Raw genomic sequence first — 20975 nt, 5'->3', positions numbered from 1 at the left:
GCAAATGTACGAAATTTTTCGGGTTTAAGGTTTTGAGTTTCAGCTTCAAGGTTTTGTGAGGGATAATTATGCGGTATTTGAACGCAAAGTCCGCAAAGATTTTTTGACTTTATTGAAAATATTTTAAGGTTCGGAAAGACACTTCGACAAGCTCAGTATAGACTACAAACTCATCAAAGATTTAAAGGTCGAAACCGAAAAACTCAAAATTATTATTTATGGATTTTCCAAACTTGATTTTTTTTACTTTTTGTCTTAATTCTTTCCTGTCAGGCTGAGGTTCTCGAAGCCTTGGTTCTTGATTTTACCTTTTGGACGAGATTTTGTTATATTAATGCAAAATCAAACTATGAAAAAAGTATTAATTGTTCTTTTGGTGGCTTTCATTATGATCCAATTTTTTCAAATTGATAAAGTGAATCCAGCGACCAATGATGGAATGGATTTTATAAAAATTAAAAATACGCCGGAACCGATTGCCAACATCATCAGAAATTCCTGCTACGATTGTCATTCCAACGAGACCAAATATCCGGCTTACAGTTACATTCAGCCAGCGGGTTGGCTTTTGAAAAGTCATATTGATGAGGCAAGACTGGAGCTTAATTTCTCTACATTTGCAACCTACGATTCCAAACGTCAAATCCATAAATTGGAAGAGGCTGCGGAATATGTGGAGCAAAAGAAAATGCCTTTGGAAAGTTACACACTCGGACATCCCGATGCGAAATTGACCGATGAACAAAGAAAACAACTAGTGGATTATTTTCGAATGGTCCAAAAACAAATCCAACAAGCCAACGCCTTATGACCACAGATATCTCAGTAAGTTTCAAAGACAAGAACATCGTTTTCTATGATGGCGAATGTGGATTTTGCAACCATTGGGTGCAATGGATCTTGGAGAAGGATAAAAATGACAAGTTCTTGTTCTCGTCATTACAATCGGAATTTGGACAGAAATTTTTGAATGAACGAAATCTGCCCAACCAGGTTTTTGATACGCTTTACCTTTGGAAACCAGATAGTTTTTACTTGACCAAATATCAGGCGATTTTGGAAATAGCTTCAGAAATTGGCGGTATTTATTCTTTGGCTTCAATTGGTAAAATACTTCCTGATGCGATCGGGAATCAATTCTACAATCTCGTTTCCAGAAATCGTAAAAAATTGGCTGCAAATCAATGTTTCTTACCGAGTGCGGAACAGCGGAAAAAATTCATCAACTAATTGGTTGTAGCGTGAATTGACGTTGTAGCTGCGTGAGTGATTGCAGCGGCATCCTTTTTTGTGGTGGTGGAAATGCGGCTGCGGAAAAAAGATATAGCGGAAAGCACGGCCCGCTTGTTTTGCGTTGGGATCTTGCGGCTGGGAAACAAAGGGACACGCCCAAATAATTGTTAGTTTTTTCTAAAATTTTAAAATTGAATTTTTTCTGATTTTATATTTTTATATTTGCACATTATGGATTATAATACCGACAGAACACAACTATTACTGCCCGAATATGGGCGCAACATACAGCAGCTGGTGGAGCATTGCAAAACCCTGCAAACAAAAGAGGAAAGAAATGAAATGGCGCTTGCCATCATCGAGTTTATGGGACAGAGAAACCCACATCTTCGCGATGAGGAAAACTACAAGCACAAGCTTTGGGACCACTTGTTTATTTTGGCAGACCACAACTTGGATGTAGATTCTCCGTATCCGGTACTTTCTGCGGATGACCTGATCACGAAACCTAGAAAAATGGACTATCCTTCTTTGGATAATGCTTATAAATTCTACGGAAAGAGCATCCTGCAATTGATAGAAAAAGCCATCGCACTGGAAGAAGGCGACGAAAAAGAAGCTTTGACCCACGTGATCGCCAACAATATGAAAAAGTCCTACAATGTCTACAACAAGGAACACGTGCAGGACGATGTGATCTTCCGCCACTTGAAGGAACTTTCCAATGACAAATTGGACCTTACCACTTTGGAATCTCTGGAAAGAAGCAAGATCTACTACGCTGCCAACAGGAACAATAACAACAGGAACCCAAATAGTAACAACAGGAATCCAAATCAAAATAATAACAACAATAACAGAAGGAATAACTTCCAAAACCATAAAAACAAGAGAAAATAATGAGTAATGCGTTCGAAATACGAGGAGGAAAAAAATTAAGCGGAGAGATCACACCACAAGGTGCGAAAAATGAAGCTTTACAAATCCTTTGTGCTGTTTTGTTGACTGAAGATGAGGTGCGAATCAGTAATATTCCGGATATTAAAGATGTCAACAAATTGATTGACATCTTACAGGATTTTAACGTAAAAGTTACGAAAAACGGAAAAGGAGACTACACTTTCAAAGCAGATGAGGTCAATTTCGATTATATAAAATCTCAGGAATTCAAGAAAGATGGCGCAAAACTGAGAGGTTCTGTGATGATCTTGGGTCCGATGTTGGCGAGATTTGGGGAAGCCTATTTGCCAACACCAGGTGGAGACAAGATCGGAAGAAGACGTTTGGACACGCATTTCCAAGGTTTTGTGGAATTGGGCGCAGAATTCACTTATGATGAGGAAGAAGCTTATTATTCTCTAAGAGCTAAAGAACTGAAAGGAAAATTCATTCTTCTTGAAGAGGCTTCTGTAACCGGAACGGCCAATATTGTAATGGCTGCCGTTTTGGCAAAAGGAAAAACAAGTATTTACAACGCGGCTTGCGAACCATATCTTCAGCAACTATGCAAGATGCTGAACAGAATGGGTGCAAATATCTCCGGAATTGGTTCCAATCTTCTAATTGTAGAAGGTGTTGACAAATTGAACGGAACAGACCACAGAATGCTACCAGATATGGTAGAGATCGGCTCTTGGATAGGATTGGCTGCGATGACCAAATCGGAGATCACCATCAAGGATGTAAACTGGAATGAACTGGGCGTGATCCCAAATACTTTCAGAAAACTAGGAATTGAATTGGAACAAAGAGGCGATGATATCTATATTCCTTCTCAGGAGAATTATAAGATCCAGAAATTCATCGATGGATCAATCTTGACAGTTTCAGATGCACCTTGGCCAGGATTTACGCCGGATCTTTTATCAATCATATTGGTTGTGGCAACTCAGGCCAAAGGTTCTGTTTTGATCCACCAAAAAATGTTCGAGAGCCGTTTGTTCTTCGTCGATAAATTGATCGATATGGGCGCGCAGATCATCCTTTGCGATCCACACAGAGCAACCGTCATCGGAATGAATCAGGAAACACCATTGAGAGGAACGTCTATGGTTTCGCCAGACATCAGAGCTGGAAATGCTTTGTTGATCGCGGCGCTTTCTGCAGAAGGAAAATCCATCATTCAGAACATCGAACAGATCGATCGTGGTTATGAGAATATCGACGAAAGATTGAGAGCGATTGGCGCAGACATCAGAAGAATCGAACAATAAGTTGTCAGCCGACAGCTTGATCGTTTATAAAAAATTAAAGGAAGCTCATTATGAAGCTTCCTTTGTTTGTTGTAGGACTGGTATTTTGCAACTCATCAGTTTGTATTCACCAAGGTAATTTTCAATCTTATCAATTTCGTCATCCGTGATCTTCAGAAGAAGTTTTACGTTGCCGAAGTTATTGCCATTCAGATATTCGATATGGGCGTTCACGATCTTGTAGCTGATCTTGTAATGATTGTAGATCGTGTAAAGCAGGATATCAAATCTTATTTTACCATTCAGTTCTATTTCCAGGATTATTTCCTTTGCGGGCTTTTGAAAGAAGCCTCCTTTCTGCGTTTCTTGTGGATAGATCATAATTGAATATTTTTTTGGTGAGTTGATTTGTTATTTAAATTTATTTTGGATGGGAATCACAATGAATTGGTAGAGATAGCAGCCGACGCAAACCTTGAAAAAGCTTTCCAGACTGGCTAAGATGATCAGGAGAAACCCGACTGCGAAAGCCGGATCATACAATCCATTGAGCATTAATAAAAAAACTAATAATGTAAAAAGAGAACCCAATGTCGCCGCGAATCTTTTTGGTGCGGCGAATATCGGTTTCCTTTTCCATCCCAATATTTTCGAGATCGATCTTGAAAAAAGGGCTAAAGGAGAAAGTGATAAGCCTAAAGCCCTCATAATAAAATCAAAAACTAAGAGTAAAACCAAATACGGCCACTTGAAAATAAGGGCGACCGCGAGAACAATGATCACCAAAAACGCAGTCGATCTGACTGTATTTTCGTCCGTGTAAAATTTATTTGTTTGATTCATTGTTCTTAAAATTTTTAAATAAAAAAAGCTCTACCGGAAAGGTAAAGCTTATGACATATTCTCTCCTATCCAATGATTTACTTGGAGTTACACATTATGATTTGAGAGAAGATGCCTTTCATTTAATTCTAATTCTACTGCAAATATATAAATTATTTAATTCCCACCAAATAAGTATGAATTAAATTTAAAAAAATTTTATTTCAGTTCCCCGACTTTACTCAATTTTTCAGAAGCAGCCAAACCGTTTGGATTACAGCCTGGCTCACCTTCCGGAACTTTCAGTTTTCTATCTTGATAGAACTTTTCCCAAAACGCATTCGTCTTTTTCGTTTTCGGGTCGATGAATGTCATTGGTTCCAATGTGAAGATTTGATTTTCCCGAAAAGCTCTTTCCACAAAATCTGAGCAGTAATAAGAATTTTCATCCAGAATATAATTGAAATTATAAGGCTTGCCAACCAAAGTTTCAGCTTTCAAAACAGAATTTGGAATGGACGATTTGTATGCTTCTTTCAAACGATAAACGTCGATTTTCTGTCCGAGTTTGGTTTGCTCTTTCAAAAAAGAATTGAGTTTTTGTTTCTGAGAACCACCTTTTGGAGCAGCGTGTAATACGTACAAATGCTCAGATTCCTTCTTCACGATTCCGATATGGTCGTACGAAGTTTTCTTTTCCGTTTGCGTCACATTATTGATGGCGCCGGACAATCCCGTTTCTACAGCAGGCACAAAAAGTAGGTCACCGTTTTCCAAAATTGAGGTATTGTAAGTTTTACAACTTAATGTCAACAAGAACAAAAAAAGTAAAACAAAATTTTTCATAGCTGCAAAGATAATTGAAGATTCAAATTACAGAAAGCATTTACTTATTAATTTTTTGGGCAGCTATTAGACTTTGAGTCGAAAGCTATTTACAAATATTTTTATGGCAGCTTTTCCGTCCTCCGTTCCCAATCTTTTTTGCAGACAGTTTCCAGTTCAACAGAATGTTAGTACAAGCAAAAAAGGATTTTCACTCAGGCCGGGCTGCAGCTTCGCAAATGTTCACGATCTGTCATCAAATCACATTCTCTCGAATTTTGAAAACTATCAACTGACAACCATCAACCGACAACCAAAAAATCACTATTTTTGTATCCCAAAGTCAATAAACAATGCCGAAAATATCTCAGCGCGCTCAACATATGCCCGCGTCTCCAGTTAGAAAATTAGTTCCGTTTGCAACAGCAGCAAAACAGAAAGGAATCAAAGTTTACCACCTCAATATTGGTCAACCCGACATCGAAACGCCGGAGACAGCGCTGGAAGCCATCAAAAACAACCACCTCAAAATCTACGAATACGCCCTTTCCGAAGGTAATCTGGAATACAGAACTGCGCTTAGAGACTACTACCATTCTTTAGGATTCACAGATCTCACCACCGATAATTTCATCGTAACCAACGGTGGTTCCGAAGCTTTGAACTTCGCCATTTCCACACTTTGCGATGATGGAGACGAAATTATCATTCCAGAACCTTACTACGCAAATTATAACGGTTTTGCAGGAACTTTCAACATCAATATCGTTGCTGTTCCATCTACGATTGATACAGGATTTGCTTTGCCAGAAATCGAGGAATTTGAGAAAAGAATTACAGATAAAACAAGAGCGATCGTCATCTGTAATCCAGGCAATCCAACAGGCTATTTGTATTCAAGAGAAGAACTTCAGCAATTGGCAGAAATCGCAAAAAAGCACGACATCGTCATTATTTCCGACGAAGTTTACAGAGAATATGTTTACGACGGAGAACAGCAGATCTCTATGTTCGAGTTTCCAGAAGTGGCAGACAACGTTATCGTCATCGACTCTGAATCGAAAAGATATTCGATGTGTGGCGCAAGAATTGGCTGCCTCATCACGCGTTCCAAAAAAATTCACGACGCGGCAATTCTTTTTGCTCAGGCCAGATTGAGTCCAGTACTATTGGGACAGATCGCGGCAACTGCGGCGCATAAAAATGATGCAGAATATATTGCTAAAGTAAGAGAGGAATACAAACAGCGCCGTGACCTTTTGGTCGGATTATTGAATGAGATCCCAGGCGTCATCTGTCCAAAACCAAAAGGCGCATTTTACTGTGGTGTAGAATTGCCAGTGGATGACACAGAGAAGTTTGCACAATGGCTTTTGGAAAGCTATTCCAACAACGGCGAAACCGTAATGGTCGCGCCAATGGGTGGCTTCTACAGCAATCCTGAACTTGGAAAAAAACAAGTGAGGATCGCTTACGTTTTGAAACAGGAAGACCTGAAAAGAAGTGTTGAGATCCTGAAAGATGCGATCACCCAATACAATTCTGAATTTAATTAAAATAAAAAAATACAGTGATGAAAATTATCAAAATAGGATTCGTCCTTTCAGCAATCAGTTTATTTTTGCTTAGTTGCAAAACAACTGCTCAAACGACTTCGTCCATCAAATCGATTTCGTACAGACATACAATGGGACGAGGCGGCGCAACTTTTATCAATGCAAGCAAAGACTCTTTGGAATCATCTGCGAGAGGTGGAAGAACTGAGGAATTCCCAAGCTTCAAGAAGAAAATAAATACGAAGGATTGGACAAAATTAGTTTCCGGAATTGATATCTCAGTTTTAGAAAAAACCCAAAGTGGCGAAAGACGCGGACATTATGACGGTCCAGATCAGATTTTTACCATCGTTACAGATTCCAAAGAATATGAATTTTACAATGTTCCCGTTGGATCTGTAGGTTACAAGCAATTGGAAAAATTGAAAACCGAATTGAATAATTTGCTTCCTCAGTATAAATAAGATGAGAAGAATTTTATTATTCTCAATCTTTATTTTAACATTATCTTGTGAAAAATATATGGAAGTAAAAGCTTCTGAAAATACATTCGTAATAAATTCTTCTCCTACGTTTGAAGGTTATTTTTACAAAGGAAGTGACCACTATTATGATTATTTTGAAAGTAGATGGGATTTTGAGATAGATAAAAAATTTAAAATCCAAAAAAAGGAGTTGTTAATAAAAGAGAGATTCGATAAGAATATAAATAATGAACAAAAAATTGATGTTTTTAAAACCCCAAAAGTATTTGGCATTTTAAAATCAGACACTCTATACATTTCAAAGAATTTATGACAATTCAGGAAAACATTTCTCTCAAAACTTACAACACCTTTGGCGTAGATGTTTCTGCTAGATATTTTGCTGAAGTCAATTCAGTAGAAGAACTCACAGAAACTCTCAAATCCTCAAACCCTCAAACGCCCAAACTCTTCCTAGGTGGCGGAAGCAATTTGCTTTTGACAAAGGATTTTGAAGGTTTGGCAATTAGATTAAATCTTAAAGGAATCACGGAGGAAATCATCAATGATAATGAAGTTTATGTCACTGCAAAAGCGGGTGAAAACTGGCATCAATTTGTGATGTTTTGTCTTGAGAAAAATTATGGTGGATTGGAAAATCTGTCGTTGATTCCAGGAAACGTCGGAACTTCGCCGATGCAAAATATTGGCGCTTACGGTACGGAAATCAAGGACGTATTTGAAAGTTGCAAAGTTTTGAATCTTGAAACGCTCAACGAATGTCACACTGAGGCTCTCGAAGTGTTCAATGTAGAAAGATGCCGATTTGGTTACAGAGACTCGATTTTCAAGCAGGAAGGAAAAGGGAAATATGTGATTTTGGAAGTGACTTTCCGATTGACCACAAAAACCCATAGAATTGATGTTGAATATGGTGCCATCCAATCGGAATTGGAAAGTATAGGAATCATCAATCCGACTATTCAAGATGTTTCCAAAGCAGTGATTAACATCAGACAAAGCAAATTGCCCGACCCAAAAGAGATTGGAAACGCTGGAAGTTTCTTTAAAAATCCGACAATTCCGCTCACTCAATATGAGACTTTAAAACTAAAATTCGAAAATATTCCGGGTTATCCGAATGGCGATTTTGTAAAAGTCCCCGCCGGCTGGCTAATTGAACAGTGTGGTTGGAAAGGCAAACAAATCGGGAATGTGGCTTCGCACAAATTGCAGGCTTTGGTCATCATCAATGCAACTGGGAATGCGACTGGAAAAGAGATTTTTGATTTCTCAACAATGATTCTTGATTCCGTAAAAGAAAAATATGGGATTGAGCTGGAACGGGAAGTGAATATCATTTAAAAACCTATTATCTCAAAACAAGACAAAAATCATATTCCTTATTTTAAATAAGTCTAAATAAACATTGGATTAACTTAATCTAATCTATACTTTTGCACCCTTATTTTTAAATAACCGGTGTGTTTAAATACTTCTGTTTTTTTCTTTTGAGTTTTGTGTGCATCAATGTACAAGCACAATCCGAAAGTTTTCCTGTTACCATTCAAGTTCTTAATGATTCGAAAGGTCCCTTGGTGAATGCAATCGTAAAGCAAGACCGAGAAAAAGATGTACTTACCAATACGGATGGAATTGCCGTTCTCAATCTTTCAAAAGGAAAACACACCATACTTATTACGCGAGATGGTTACGATGAAAAAGAGTTTCATCTCAATGTTGAAAGTCAGCAAACGCAAACGGTAGAGTTAAAAAAAGAGACCAGAATTGCAGAAGTCATCATTACTGCAAAGGAAGGTAAAGGCCTGACCAGCAAATCTGTCATCAACAGACAAGCGATGGAACATTTGCAGCCTTCCAGTTTTGCAGACCTGATGGAATTGCTTCCGGGTGGATTGTCCCGAGACCCCAACCTCAGCACAGCCAATAGAGTCTTATTAAGAGAAAATCCAGGTGGTCCTTCGTCTTATAATACAACATCTTTAGGTACTCAGTTCATGATCGACGACAACGTCTGGAACACCAATGCCAATCTGCAGACCTCAATTGATGATACCCAAATGGGCGAAGCTCCAAGAAACAGGACGACACCAGGCATAGGAACAGATATGCGAACGATATCCACCAATGATATTGAAAAAGTGGAAGTCATCCGAGGAATCCCATCTGCTGCCTATGGAGATTTGACTTCAGGGGTCATCAAAATCGAGAGAAAAATTGGTTATTCAGCTTTGGAAGCAAGATTTAAGGCGGATGGTTTCAGCAAACAATATTATGTTGGGAAAGGTTTTATTATTAATAAAAACTGGAGTATCAATGCCAATATGGACTATTTGGATTCCAAGCAAAATCCAACTGATGAATTTGAAAACTATCAGAGAATCACTGCATCATTACGCTCCAAATTAAAAACAAACCTTTGGGAAAGACCACTGGAATGGCGTTCGAATATCGATTTCTCTAACAACATCGATAAAAAGAAGTATGACCCTGACACGGGTTATGCATTGACAGATTCTTATAAAAACTCCAACCAGCGTGTAAGCATTACCAACAACTTCATTTACAAACTTGATGCTAACGCTATTTTCGACAAATTGGTTTTGAATACGGCCATCCGACAAGGGTTCGAGCGTATAGAACAGGTCAAATTGGTACAGCTTTCTGGCCCCAGAGCTCTTTCTCTAGCTACAACCGCTGGAGAAAACATTGGGATCTATCCAAACACGCGTTATATTGCAGAATCTTCTACAGACGGAAAACCTATGGATCTATCCGTCTTTTCTCAAGCCACAGGTTCCAGAAAAATTGGCAAGCTTAATAATGAATATGAAATAGGCATCGATTGGAAATATTCCAAAAACTTTGGAAAAGGCCAACAATGGGATATGGCAACGCCACCTTCCGCAACTATAGGAACAAGACCAAGGGAATTTGATGATATTCCTGCTTGGCAGAATTTGGCTCTTTTTGCAGGAAACCAAATGTCTTATAATCTCAATCAGCACAAGTTTACTCTATATACAGGTCTGCGCGTTTCCAAACTTCTGGGAATCGATAATTCCTATGCCATCAGCAAAAAGATATTCGCAGAGCCCAGAGCTAACTTCCAGTACAACCTGCCACATATTTTCATTAATGACAATCCCTTGAAAATAGATGTAACACTAGGCTACGGAATCCTGTACAAGCAACCAACTTTGTTGATGTTATATCCTAATCAGAAATTTTCGGATTATGCTCAGGTGAATTATTACCACAATGACGAAAACTACCGCTACGTCAACTTTATGACCTATGTTCAGAACCGTGAAAATAAAAACTTAACTGCTGCAAAGAACATTAAGAAAGAGATGCGTCTTGATCTAAGTTACAAAGGTCACGACTTCTTCATCACCTATTTCAAAGAAGACCTTAAAAACGGATTCCGAAGCACAACACAAAATCCAGTTCATTCTTATAAGAAATACAATACAGCCTATATCGACCTGTCACAGTGGGGGGAAAATGGACCTGATTTGACCGATGTTCCATACGAGACCATCCGAGAATTTGGTGATTATAGTATCACAGAGAACGGAAGTGCTACGCTTAAAGACGGGATTGAGTTTGGCTACACTTCCCCGAGGATTAAAGGCATCAATACCAAATTTACTTTAACTGGTGCCTGGTTCAAAACACAATATAGAAATACGGTTCCTGTTTTGGAACGTCCAGGTATTTCCTTAGTTGGAAGCTCCTATCCCTACTACGGAATTTACAAAAATGATCACGGTTATATCAATGAAAACCTTAATTACAATCTGATCATAGATACTTATATTCCTAATTTAGGATTGATAGTTTCCGCTTCAGTACAAGGTTCTCTATACAATTATCAGAAACAAGATCATAGAATACCAGAGCCAATTTCTTATATTGACCTGGACGGCGTAACACATCCTTTTTTGGAATCTGACAGAACAGATACTTTTAAACAATGGCTTGTAAGAAACGTCTCTACTTCAGACAATCTTCCCAGGAGATACACCTATACGATCCGGGCAAATTTCAAAGTGACAAAGATCATTTACAAAAGTCTTAAAACATCAATGTTTGTCAACAGATTATTCAGTTACGAACATCCATACTATTTCGTGGGAACAAAAATCATCAGAAAGGATGGGAACGAACCTTACTTCGGAATGGAACTCAATTATAACTTTTAAAATTTAATATATTATGAAAAAAAGATTTTTAGCAATCGGTTTTATGGCCGTCCTGGCTTCTACAACAGTAATTGTTTCTTGCTCTAGCGACGATGATGACTTCGGGACAGAAGTTTCTAACAAAAGTGTTCTTACTGTAACTTTGGCAGGCGACAATATTGCCACTTTCAAAACAATTGAACTGGAGATCCTAGAAACCAATTCCGGAGCCATCACAAAAAAAACATTGGAAAATGCAAGTGCCTATTCCTTTGAATTACCTTATGGATCTTACAAAATCGTAGCCAACGGAACCGTTGTAACCAAAGACAACGAGGAAGTACAAGTAGGTGCAACTGCTCAACAGGATATCAATACTGGTGTTGTCAATCTATCTTTGCCGTTGATCATCAAACAATTTAACAAAGATTTCATCATAGAAGAGGTTTTCTTTGCTGGTGTAAAAACAAATGACGGTAAAAATTACAACAATTCCCGTTATTTCAAAATTACCAATAATACAGATGAGGTTCTTTATGCAGACCGATTGATGATCGCAACTTCAGAATTTTTTACAACTGTGGCTAGAACGGTAACACCGAACATTGTAGATCAGGCCTTCCCTATCAGTGCGGTAATGATTGTTCCGGGAACAGGCAAGGAACATCCGGTGCAGCCAGGAAGCTTCATCGTTGTAGCAGATAATGCGATTGACCATACTGCTTCTAACGGTTTCAATTTGACAAACGCGGATTTTGAATTTCCTTCTACAAACCCAAGTCTTGGACAAGTGGACAACCCAAGTGTTCCGAATATGAACATAGCTTATACTCAGATGACTTTCAATATGATCTTCCTCTACACAACCAGTCAGCAAGGCTATGCGTTGGCAAGACTTCCCGAAGGACAAACTTCTGAGACATTCCTGGCACAAAACAAATACGATTATTCGTACACCAATTCAGCAGGAGGCGTTACGAATAGAAGTGTTTATAAAATCCCAAATACCTGGATCGTAGATGCGCTTAACACAACCCGTGAGAATGACTTCCTTCAAATCGTTACCACACCTTCTATTGATGCAGGATGGACAACTGCATCGCCTGGATACAATGGAAAAACAGTAAGAAGAAAAGTATTAGGAACGATGTCAAACGGTAAAAATCTTTACAAAGACACCAACAATTCGACTTTGGATTTTGTTCGCAATTCTGAACCAAGTTTAAAAAATGGTATCGTAAAATAACATTGGAAATAATCTTTTCTAATAATGAATAGATCAAAATCTTTCTTCATTTTTTTTCTTTCTTTAGGTTCCACCTTTATTTTTGGACAAGACAGTCTACGGCTATTTCCAAGGATCAGCAACCAATACAATGATGAAAGAATACAAATGAAAAACTATTACTATAATCCGGCAAATATGTCGGATTATAGTGATTTTTCGATGTCGGAATTTAATGTCAATTATCAGTCTGATAAACAAAAAACCTACCTTAGGCAAATGGGTTCTGGTGACAACGGGATGATTCTAAAGACCAATTCATACAAAAAACTGAAGTCCAACAGCGTTGTTTGGGGAGATGCCAGTTATAGCAATATGACGAGAAAAAACCTGCGATACAACGAGAATCTGGATTTTGAAAGAATAGCGCCTTACGTCACATTAGATTCTGTCGGCGGCGATATTAATTTAGAAAACTATCACTTCTCGGGAGGTTTTGCAAAAAAACTGAATCGTTTTTCCTTTGGCCTTTCCGGAAGTTATGATGCTCAAATGGCTTACAGATCCAGGGATCCACGCTTGCGAAACACGACATCCGACCTGCTACTTTCTGCCGGGATCAATTATAAAGTGTACAGAGATTATCAAGTGGGAATATTTGGTGAATTTAATAAATATTCACAGAATAGTGCGCTGAGCTTTGTAAATATCGTCAGCTATCCAATTGTTTATCAATCCATTGGATTTGGATATACCAATTATTTTTTCAACAACAGCTTCAAAACCCAGTTTGAGGAATTTGGTTACAAGATTGGTGGACAGATTTCCAGCAAAAATGGGAAAGACTTTTATATCATCGGAACGCTTTCGAGCTCAAATAATGTAAAAAGCATCTACCCAAAAAATAGCAATCGCTATTATGACACAAGCGATTTGGAAAGTAGAATATCTCAAATTGAAGCGGCTAAATTCATTAATTTAAATAATAATCGGATTGGTTTGATACTTAATTATAATTCTAATATCCGAACTGGCGAAGAATATGGCTACACCAGCAATTCTGATAACACCGAAGTGATCTTCAAAAGAAAAGCCTACAAAAAAGAACATTACACAACAAACATTAAAGGTCTATATCAACTCAATCAAGAAAAATACACTTTTACGGCAATACCATTTTTTTCTCATCAGGAAGTTACAGACCGTAGAATCTATCCTTTTTCTGGTCAAAAATACGACTCTTACACTTTTGGATTGGACTTGGACTTGAAACTAGAGATCAATAAAAAACAAGTTCTGACCTTCCGACCAAATTATGCTTTTCGAAATGTGAATAAGGCCATTAACGCCTTGGACACCAATGTAAGTTCTGGCAAACTGGAATGGATCTATGATGACTTCACAATCCTGACAAGTGAGATCACTACTGTTGGAGCATTGTTGCGATACGATGTCAAAATTCAGAAGCTACCCTCTTTCTTTGTTAGCGGACAATGGATCACGAATAGAATTAAAGAAAAAAATAATAATTTTGCTGTCCTTAGTTTAGGCATAACATTTTAGTGATGAAGAGATTTTTTCTTGCAATTTTCGGTGCTCTAGTTTTTATATTATTCAGTTTTACTCCAAAAGTAGGACAAGATCTGATGGACAATCCAGATCCAAGCATCGAAGAAATTGTCAAAAGCTACAAAAAAGCAATCACAGAATGGCCAAAACCAACCATTCATTACGGCGTAAAATGGAACGAATTTTCCTCCATCAAACGAGATTCCTTATATTTCAAAGAACAGGAACGTCCTGAGGTGATCCTCGGAAAAATGCTATTCTTTGACCCAAAACTTTCAAATTCCAATCAAATCTCCTGCAGCTCTTGCCACGACCCAGAAATGGGATGGACAGACAAAAGACGTGTCGCATTGGGAAATGACCATCTGATGGGGAACAGGAATACAATGTCTCTTTACAATATTGCCGACCGCAAAGCTTTTTTCTGGGACGGACGAGCCAGATCTTTGGAAGAGCAAGCTTCCGGACCACTTGGCGCACATCACGAGATGGCAATGGATGTAAAACAATTACCAAAAAAAATCCAAAAGATCAAAGATTACTCGATTCTTTTTGAAAACGCTTATGGTGATAAAAAAGTGACCTACAACAAAATAGTGAAAGCGCTTGCCGAATTTCAAAAGACCATCAAAAGCCAGCCCAGCAGATTTGACCAATTCATTGATGGCAAATATAATGCGCTTACCGATCAGGAAATCTACGGAATGCACATCTTCCGCACAAAAGCAAGATGTATGAACTGCCATAATGGAAAAAACTTGACCGATGAATCCTTTCACAATATCGGACTGACTTACTACAAAAGAGAATACGAAGATCTGGGACTTTATAACGTGACAAAGAAGCCTGAAGATGTAGGTAAATTCAGAACACCACAGCTACGAGACCTTAACCTGACCAGACCTTGGATGCACAACGGCTTGTTTGACCAGTTGGAAGGTATTGTAAATATCTACAACAGCGGGATGCATATGATTGACCCAAAACCTGAGCAAAAATTAAAAGACCCATCCTATCCTGTTACCGATTCTTTGATGCAACCATTAAAATTGACAAAAGATGAAAAATCTGCCTTGATCTCTTTTCTGGAATCTCTGAATGGTACCAAATACAAAATGAGAAGACCAGAGATTCCTGTTAAATAAATTCTACCTAAATTTACTCTGTTTTCCATTAATAGATTAATTTTAAGACAAGCAATGAAAGTAGATATTTGGAGTGACACACGTTGTCCGTTTTGTTTCATCGGAAAAAGAAATTTTGAGAAAGCGCTTCAGGCATTTTCTCAGAATGATAAAGTCGAGGTCAATTGGCATTCGTTCCAACTCGACCCCAATATGAAAACCGATTTGACTAAAAATCACTACGAATATCTCTCTGAAGTGAAAGGTTTTCCGATGTCTCAAATTATGCAAATGCACGAAAACCTGATTCAATCGGGGAAAAATGCTGGGATTTATTTTAATTTTGATGACGTGAAGGTTTCTAATTCTTTCAAAAGCCAAATGCTGGTTCAACTCGCAAAAGAAAAAGGAAAAGCGAATGAAATGGAAGAACTTCTTTTCGAAGCTTATTTCCAATTGGGAAAAGATATTGACGATGTTGAAGTGCTTTCGGACATTGGAGAAAAATTGGGATTTTCAAAAGAAGAAATTCAAGATGCGGTACAATCTCCAGAGTTGGCAAAGTTGGTGAAGAATGATATTTTCGCCGCTAGTTCCTTAGGCATTAAAGGAGTTCCGTTTTTTGTCTTCAATGAAAAATATGGTGTCTCTGGTGCGCAACCTACCGACCTTTTTTCTGAAGTTTTGGAGAAAAGCTGGTCAGAATTTTCTGAATATGATTCAAAATTAAAAATTATTGAAGAAGGCGATTCTTGTGACGTTGACGGGAATTGCTAATCCACAAAAAAACAAAACACAACTATGAAAATCGCAGTTTTAGGAGCAGGAAATATGGGAATTTCGTTTTCAAGGTCGTTCTTGAAATATGAATTGATAAAACCGCAAAACCTTCATCTCATCATAAGAAACGAGAACAAAAAATCCAAACTGAAAGAATCTTTTCCCGACTCAGAAATCTCCACTTTTGAAGAAGTTAAAAATCTGGAAGCCGATTTAATCATCATTGCGGTGAAGCCTCAGGATTTTACTTTTGTTGCGGAAAATCTGCCTTTCAAAATTTCAGAAAAATCTTTGGTCTTGTCGATAATGGCGGGAATTTCCATCGAAAAAATCCAGAAACTTTTGAATCATAAATTCGTGGTTCGTGCAATGCCAAATTCCCCTACGCTTCTGGGAATGGGAATCACGGGTTATACAGCGGCAGACGGAATTTCTTTTTCTGAATTAATGAATGTCGAGCGACTATTGAATTCGACAGGACGCTCTGTTTATTTGGAAGACGAAAGTCTTTTGGACGGTGTAACGGCGCTTTCCGGAAGCGGACCTGCGTATTTCTACTACATCATCGATGCGATGATAAAAGCCGGAACCGAAATGGGAATCGATGAAAATCTTTCGAAACTATTTGTGAAACAAACGATGTTGGGCGCCTATCATCTTATCAATAATTCGGACAAGTCTCTGGAAGAATTAATAAAAGACGTCGCATCAAAAGGTGGAACAACAGAAGCTGCACTCAAAACTTTTGACGAAAACGAATTGAAAACAATCCTGAAAAAAGGAATCTTGGCGGCGGAAAATCGGGCTAAGGAATTGAATAAATAATTGTTGTTGGTTGTCAGTTGTTGGTTGATGGATTATTCAACTTGAAGAATTTATAAACCCAAAAGCCTATCGCTACACCAACCGTATTCAAAATAATATCATCAATATCGAATACGCCGAGTCTTGTAAAATATTGGAGACTTTCTATCAGAATAATTGCAGATAGAAAGTTGATGATTAATGTTTTAAAATCGTTGAGTTTCGGAAAGACAATTCCGAGAAATCCAAAGGGCGTAAACATTATGATGTTCCCGAAAACATTAATGATAATCGTTTTCCACAGAATCGTTTCCTTCACAAAACTAAAGGTGGAGATCAGCGGTGAAAGCCTTACAATATTAATATCGTACTGACTTCTCCCGAATCCGAAAAACATCAGATACAAAAGAAAAATCGTGTAAAACGGAATCGTAATTTTATAAAACTTCTGAAACATTTCTGCAAAATTACAGAATCTAATATTCAAAATTACTGCTGCTGTTGTTGCTGTTGCTGAATTTCCAAAAATCGGCGGTAAGAATTGTTATCCAACGTCTGCTCTATCACTTTTGGATTTTCTCTCACATACATCGGAATAATCGGTAAACTGGTTTTTTCTTTGGTATTTTCATTTGTGATAATCACTGAAACGCTTAAAATATGATTAGAAAGACCTTTGTAAGTTCCTTTCACAGGCGTACAATCGTTGAAATCTCGTCCAATGGCGATTTTGATATGTCGGTCGCTCACCCAGCAATTATTTGTAGGGTCATTCCCCAGCCAGCCATAACCAGGAATGTAAACCTCGACCCAGGCGTGCGTCGCACCTTCACCTCTAAGCTCCTGATTACTTGGACTGATATAACCACTCACGTATCGCGAAGGAACTCCTAACATTCTCAGCATCGCCAAAAGCAAGTGTGCAAAATCCTGACAAACGCCGGCTTTCAGTTTCCAGATTTCGTCAATCTCGGTTTCATAATCTGTAACGCCTTGTTTGTAGGCAAAATTCTCATAAATATAAGTAGAAAGTTCAGTCGTTGTTTCCATCACAGACAACTCTGGTTTTGCGATATCTTTAACCGTTTCGAAGATTTCATCTTTGCTTTGAATCTTTTCCTGACGTACAAAATCTACATAAGGAAAAACCTGACTTTGCTCTTTTACATCTTGCCATTGCGTTTGGACATCCATATCGACAATTGGCAATTCAATCGGGTAAGTTTCCACAACCAATTCTGATTTGATTTCCAGAAAATTGTGAGGTTCTACAATGGTAAACACACCGACTTTATTGGTGAAAAAATCAAAATAGAAATCAAGTTTGACATTAGGAAAAAGACTCAATTTCTGGCTGATGACCTCTTGGAAATCATTACTCAAAGGCGATAGGATAATTTGGTTCGCACTATCTGTAACAGGCGATGGATATTCGTATTTTGTGATATGTAAAACGTTAAAAACTGGCATAATATTAGGTTGGAGAGTTTGAGGGTTTTAGAGTGATAATTAAATTGAGACAGATTTTCAGATTTTCAAGACCAATCCGAAAAAGCTTTGATTAAAGACATTCACGACTTCGTAAACATCGGATTCTATCTTGGCGAGAAACTGCATTTTTTCATCTCTCGTTCTCGGATGCCTCGTGAACTGGACGTTTGCAATACATTTCCCAATGAAGAATTCCACAGATTCATCTTTTTCCTCAGCATTGCTGTTGGCCTGCAAATGTTTGGCAAACTTTTCTATTTCCTGAAGACAATAAGCTATTGAATTTGGAAACAAAGGTTCATAAATGATCTGATAAAATATCCTTTCCTTTTCCATTGTTCCGAGATTGTTCCGAAGATAAAAGTCGTAACCACTCACCGAACTCAGAAAATACCGCCAGCTGGAATAATCATTATCCAAAAGATCCTCGCCGTACAAAAGCCATTGTTTCCTGATGAGATTGATGCCATTCAGAATCCTTTCCACGTATTTTCCCAACTCGATAAAACAATAGCCAAAATCTCTTGCCACAGAATTATCAATGACACCATAATAGACCATCGCCTGCTTTACCAAAGCATCGAAAACGCTTATCGGATCGCCGTATTTTGCCTGACGGATCAGACTTTGATCTTTCATTTGATGATGAAAATCGTTGAGACATTGCCACACATCTTTGTTGATATGATCCTGCGCACTTCTGCAATTTTCCCTTGCCCGGAAGATATTATTTGCGATAGAAGAATCGTTCTCGATATCGAAAAGTGCTTTGGACAAAAGGTTTCCAAAACTGTAATCGCCATCATCGACTTTGATCTGATATTCATCACAAAAATTCTCCCAACTTTCTGTGGAAGCGCCATCCTGATAGGCAATGTACCGGGTATGGAAAACCTTGATCTGGAAATTGGAGCGCTCCATGTAACGGCTCATCCAAAAGATATTCTCTGCAACTCTACTTAACATTTTGTCCTGGTGTTTGGTGATGGTTTTTGGTTTTTAGATTTTTCATCATTTATAATTGGTCATTAATCATTTATAATTAGTCCACGACCCAAGTATCTTTGCTTCCGCCGCCTTGTGAGGAATTCACCACGATGGAACCTTCCTTCATCGCCACTCTTGTCAATCCGCCTGGAACGATATCGATTCCGTCTGGACCGTATAAAGCAAATGGACGCAGATCGACGCGTCTTGGTTGCAAAACACCATTAATATAACAGGGAGAAGTTGATAATTTGATAATTGGTTGGGCGATATAATTTCTTGGATTAAGGTTGATCTGCTTGGTGAATTCTGCAATCTCTTCATCAGTTGCTACGTCGCCGATTAACATTCCGTAACCGCCACTTTCGTCGGTTTTCTTGATGACCATTTTATCCATATTCTCGATTGCGAATTTCCGTTCGTCCATATTTTCCATTCGGTAGGTTGGAACGCTTTTCAATAACGGTTCTTCGCCGAGATAATACCGGATCATATCGGGAACGTAAGAATAAATGGCTTTATCGTCTGCCACACCATTTCCCATTGCATTCACGATGATCACATTTCCTTTTCTGTAAGAATGATACAATCCTGGAACACCCAAAACACTCGTTTTCTGAAAGACCAGTGGATCCAAAAATTCATCATCAACCCGGCGATAGATCACATCCACTTTTTTAAGACCTTTTGTCGTTTTCATATAGACCATATGATTTTGAATCACAAGATCGCGACCTTCTACCAACTCAATTCCCATTAATCTCGCTAAAGTGGTATGTTCAAAATAGGCGGAATTGTAAATCCCAGGTGTGAGAAGGACCACATTTGGCTTTGAACTGATTTGCCTTCCGAGCGAGAGTAGATTTTTAATTAGTAGATCTGGATAATTATTGACTTGTTTTACTTTGATGTTCGGCAAAATATTAGGAAAAAGGCGGTAACTCATTTTACGGTTCTCAAGCATATAACTTACTCCCGAAGGCGTTCTGAGATTGTCTTCCAAAACATAATAACTCCCGTCGTGGTCTCTGATAAGATCGATTCCGCTGATGTGCGTGTAGATATCAAAAGGAACATCCACATTGATCATTTCCCGAAGAAAATTCGGACAGCTATATATCAAAGAAGAAGGAATGATCTCATCTTTCAAAATGAATTGCTGATGATAAACGTCCTTCAGGAATATATTCAAAGCTTTCAAACGTTGCTTGATCCCTTTTTCTATAAAACCCCACTCTGCGGATTGGATGATCCTTGGAACAATATCAAAAGGAAATATTTTCTCGATGCCTTCGCCGTCGTTATAAACAGTGAAAGTGATACCTTGCGTCATAAAAAGCTTTTTGGCAAGCTCAGTTTTCTGATCCATTTCAGAAATGTCCATTTTTTCAAAAGAACTAATGAATTCTTGATAATGACTCCTTACAAATTGATCAGACATCATCTCATCAAAAACACTTTCCAAAGTTTGATAATGATTGAGTAAACCTTCAGCCATATATTAGTTTTTATAATTTCAAGAACTAATATATAAATTTAAAGGGGTAATATTGTGATTTTTTATAAATTTTATATACAATAACTAAAATAAAAAGGGGTTTTAATTTAAATTAATCAAATTTTAAAATTCGAATGTTTAGAAAAAAAATTATTACAACTAAAAAAAACGCGAAAATTTATTCTGACCGTGCAAAA

The 20975-nt window shown here is 38.0% G+C and carries 21 protein-coding genes; 15 read left to right on the top strand and 6 right to left on the bottom strand.

Translation table 11 applies throughout. The features are described 5' to 3' along the window. Positions 1–349 precede the first annotated feature (349 nt). From PQ459_07400 to murA, 4 genes are all read left to right on the top strand, one after another. Positions 350–811: a heme-binding domain-containing protein gene (locus PQ459_07400; protein ID WDF48295.1), complete on the top strand. Its 462-nt coding sequence runs from the start codon at positions 350–352 to the stop codon at positions 809–811. Continuing rightward, positions 808–1230, top strand: coding sequence for a DUF393 domain-containing protein (locus tag PQ459_07395; GenBank protein WDF48294.1), 423 nt, complete (start codon positions 808–810; stop codon positions 1228–1230). The genes PQ459_07400 and PQ459_07395 overlap by 4 nt, the downstream gene beginning before the upstream one ends. Positions 1231–1464: 234 nt before the next feature. Further along, complete coding sequence (locus PQ459_07390) at positions 1465–2133, top strand: DUF4290 domain-containing protein (GenBank protein WDF48293.1); 669 nt, start codon at positions 1465–1467, stop codon at positions 2131–2133. Then, positions 2133–3446 (top strand): UDP-N-acetylglucosamine 1-carboxyvinyltransferase, encoded by a 1314-nt coding sequence (gene murA / locus PQ459_07385; protein WDF48292.1) that lies wholly within the window; start codon positions 2133–2135, stop codon positions 3444–3446. Before PQ459_07390 ends, murA begins: the two co-directional genes overlap by 1 nt. A gap of 48 nt (positions 3447–3494) precedes the next feature. Here the strand turns inward: murA and PQ459_07380 are convergent, their stop codons facing one another. Continuing rightward, positions 3495–3806, bottom strand: coding sequence for an NIL domain-containing protein (locus tag PQ459_07380; protein ID WDF48291.1), 312 nt, complete (start codon positions 3804–3806; stop codon positions 3495–3497). A gap of 121 nt (positions 3807–3927) precedes the next feature. On the opposite strand from PQ459_07380, the gene PQ459_07375 reads away from it, so the two are divergent. After that, the gene (locus tag PQ459_07375) at positions 3928–4248 is read left to right on the top strand and encodes a hypothetical protein (GenBank protein WDF48290.1); all 321 of its coding nucleotides are present in this window, start codon (positions 3928–3930) and stop codon (positions 4246–4248) included. A gap of 218 nt (positions 4249–4466) precedes the next feature. Here PQ459_07375 and PQ459_07370 read toward each other — a convergent pair whose 3' ends face one another. After that, positions 4467–5093, bottom strand: coding sequence for a YiiX/YebB-like N1pC/P60 family cysteine hydrolase (locus PQ459_07370; protein ID WDF48289.1), 627 nt, complete (start codon positions 5091–5093; stop codon positions 4467–4469). Positions 5094–5425: 332 nt separating this feature from the next. Here PQ459_07370 and PQ459_07365 point away from each other — a divergent pair, with 332 nt between their 5' ends. The 10 genes from PQ459_07365 to proC all read left to right on the top strand — a co-directional run bounded on the left by PQ459_07365 (position 5426) and on the right by proC (position 16823). Continuing rightward, entirely contained in the window at positions 5426–6628 is a 1203-nt protein-coding gene (locus PQ459_07365; GenBank protein WDF48288.1) for a pyridoxal phosphate-dependent aminotransferase, read from the top strand. Between the two features lie 17 nt (positions 6629–6645). Continuing rightward, positions 6646–7092, top strand: coding sequence for a hypothetical protein (locus PQ459_07360; protein WDF48287.1), 447 nt, complete (start codon positions 6646–6648; stop codon positions 7090–7092). A gap of 1 nt (position 7093) precedes the next feature. Beyond that, positions 7094–7426, top strand: coding sequence for a hypothetical protein (locus PQ459_07355; GenBank protein ID WDF48286.1), 333 nt, complete (start codon positions 7094–7096; stop codon positions 7424–7426). Continuing rightward, positions 7423–8457, top strand: a complete 1035-nt coding sequence (gene murB, locus PQ459_07350; protein WDF48285.1) for a UDP-N-acetylmuramate dehydrogenase — start codon at positions 7423–7425, stop codon at positions 8455–8457. The genes PQ459_07355 and murB overlap by 4 nt, the downstream gene beginning before the upstream one ends. Before the next feature lie 119 nt (positions 8458–8576). Further along, positions 8577–11321 (top strand): TonB-dependent receptor plug domain-containing protein, encoded by a 2745-nt coding sequence (locus PQ459_07345; GenBank protein WDF48284.1) that lies wholly within the window; start codon positions 8577–8579, stop codon positions 11319–11321. Between the two features lie 13 nt (positions 11322–11334). Next, positions 11335–12546 (top strand): DUF4876 domain-containing protein, encoded by a 1212-nt coding sequence (locus PQ459_07340; protein WDF48283.1) that lies wholly within the window; start codon positions 11335–11337, stop codon positions 12544–12546. A gap of 147 nt (positions 12547–12693) precedes the next feature. After that, positions 12694–14088 (top strand): hypothetical protein, encoded by a 1395-nt coding sequence (locus PQ459_07335; protein WDF48282.1) that lies wholly within the window; start codon positions 12694–12696, stop codon positions 14086–14088. 2 nt (positions 14089–14090) lie between these two features. Next, a complete protein-coding gene (locus tag PQ459_07330; GenBank protein WDF48281.1) occupies positions 14091–15239 on the top strand; it encodes a cytochrome c peroxidase in 1149 nt (382 codons plus the stop codon). Positions 15240–15293: 54 nt separating this feature from the next. Then, positions 15294–15995, top strand: coding sequence for a DsbA family oxidoreductase (locus tag PQ459_07325; GenBank protein ID WDF48280.1), 702 nt, complete (start codon positions 15294–15296; stop codon positions 15993–15995). Between the two features lie 24 nt (positions 15996–16019). Next, positions 16020–16823: a pyrroline-5-carboxylate reductase gene (proC, locus tag PQ459_07320; protein WDF48279.1), complete on the top strand. Its 804-nt coding sequence runs from the start codon at positions 16020–16022 to the stop codon at positions 16821–16823. Between the two features lie 13 nt (positions 16824–16836). On the opposite strand, the gene PQ459_07315 is transcribed toward proC, so the two are convergent. The 4 genes from PQ459_07315 to PQ459_07300 all read right to left on the bottom strand — a co-directional run bounded on the left by PQ459_07315 (position 16837) and on the right by PQ459_07300 (position 20778). Further along, positions 16837–17259, bottom strand: a complete 423-nt coding sequence (locus PQ459_07315) for a VanZ family protein (protein WDF48278.1) — start codon at positions 17257–17259, stop codon at positions 16837–16839. 32 nt (positions 17260–17291) lie between these two features. Beyond that, entirely contained in the window at positions 17292–18272 is a 981-nt protein-coding gene (locus PQ459_07310; GenBank protein WDF48277.1) for a transglutaminase family protein, read from the bottom strand. A 57-nt stretch (positions 18273–18329) separates the two neighbouring features. Further along, positions 18330–19259: an alpha-E domain-containing protein gene (locus tag PQ459_07305; GenBank protein ID WDF48276.1), complete on the bottom strand. Its 930-nt coding sequence runs from the start codon at positions 19257–19259 to the stop codon at positions 18330–18332. 76 nt (positions 19260–19335) lie between these two features. Next, positions 19336–20778 carry a circularly permuted type 2 ATP-grasp protein gene (locus PQ459_07300; GenBank protein WDF48275.1) on the bottom strand — a complete coding sequence of 481 codons (1443 nt, stop codon included), beginning with the start codon at positions 20776–20778 and terminating at the stop codon, positions 19336–19338. Positions 20779–20975: the final 197 nt, after the last annotated feature.

Origin of the sequence: Chryseobacterium sp. KACC 21268 (assembly GCA_028736075.1) — a bacterium.
GTDB lineage: Bacteria > Bacteroidota > Bacteroidia > Flavobacteriales > Weeksellaceae > Epilithonimonas.
Note: the sequence above shows the minus strand (reverse complement) of the source record. Positions and strands in the feature narration are given on the sequence as shown.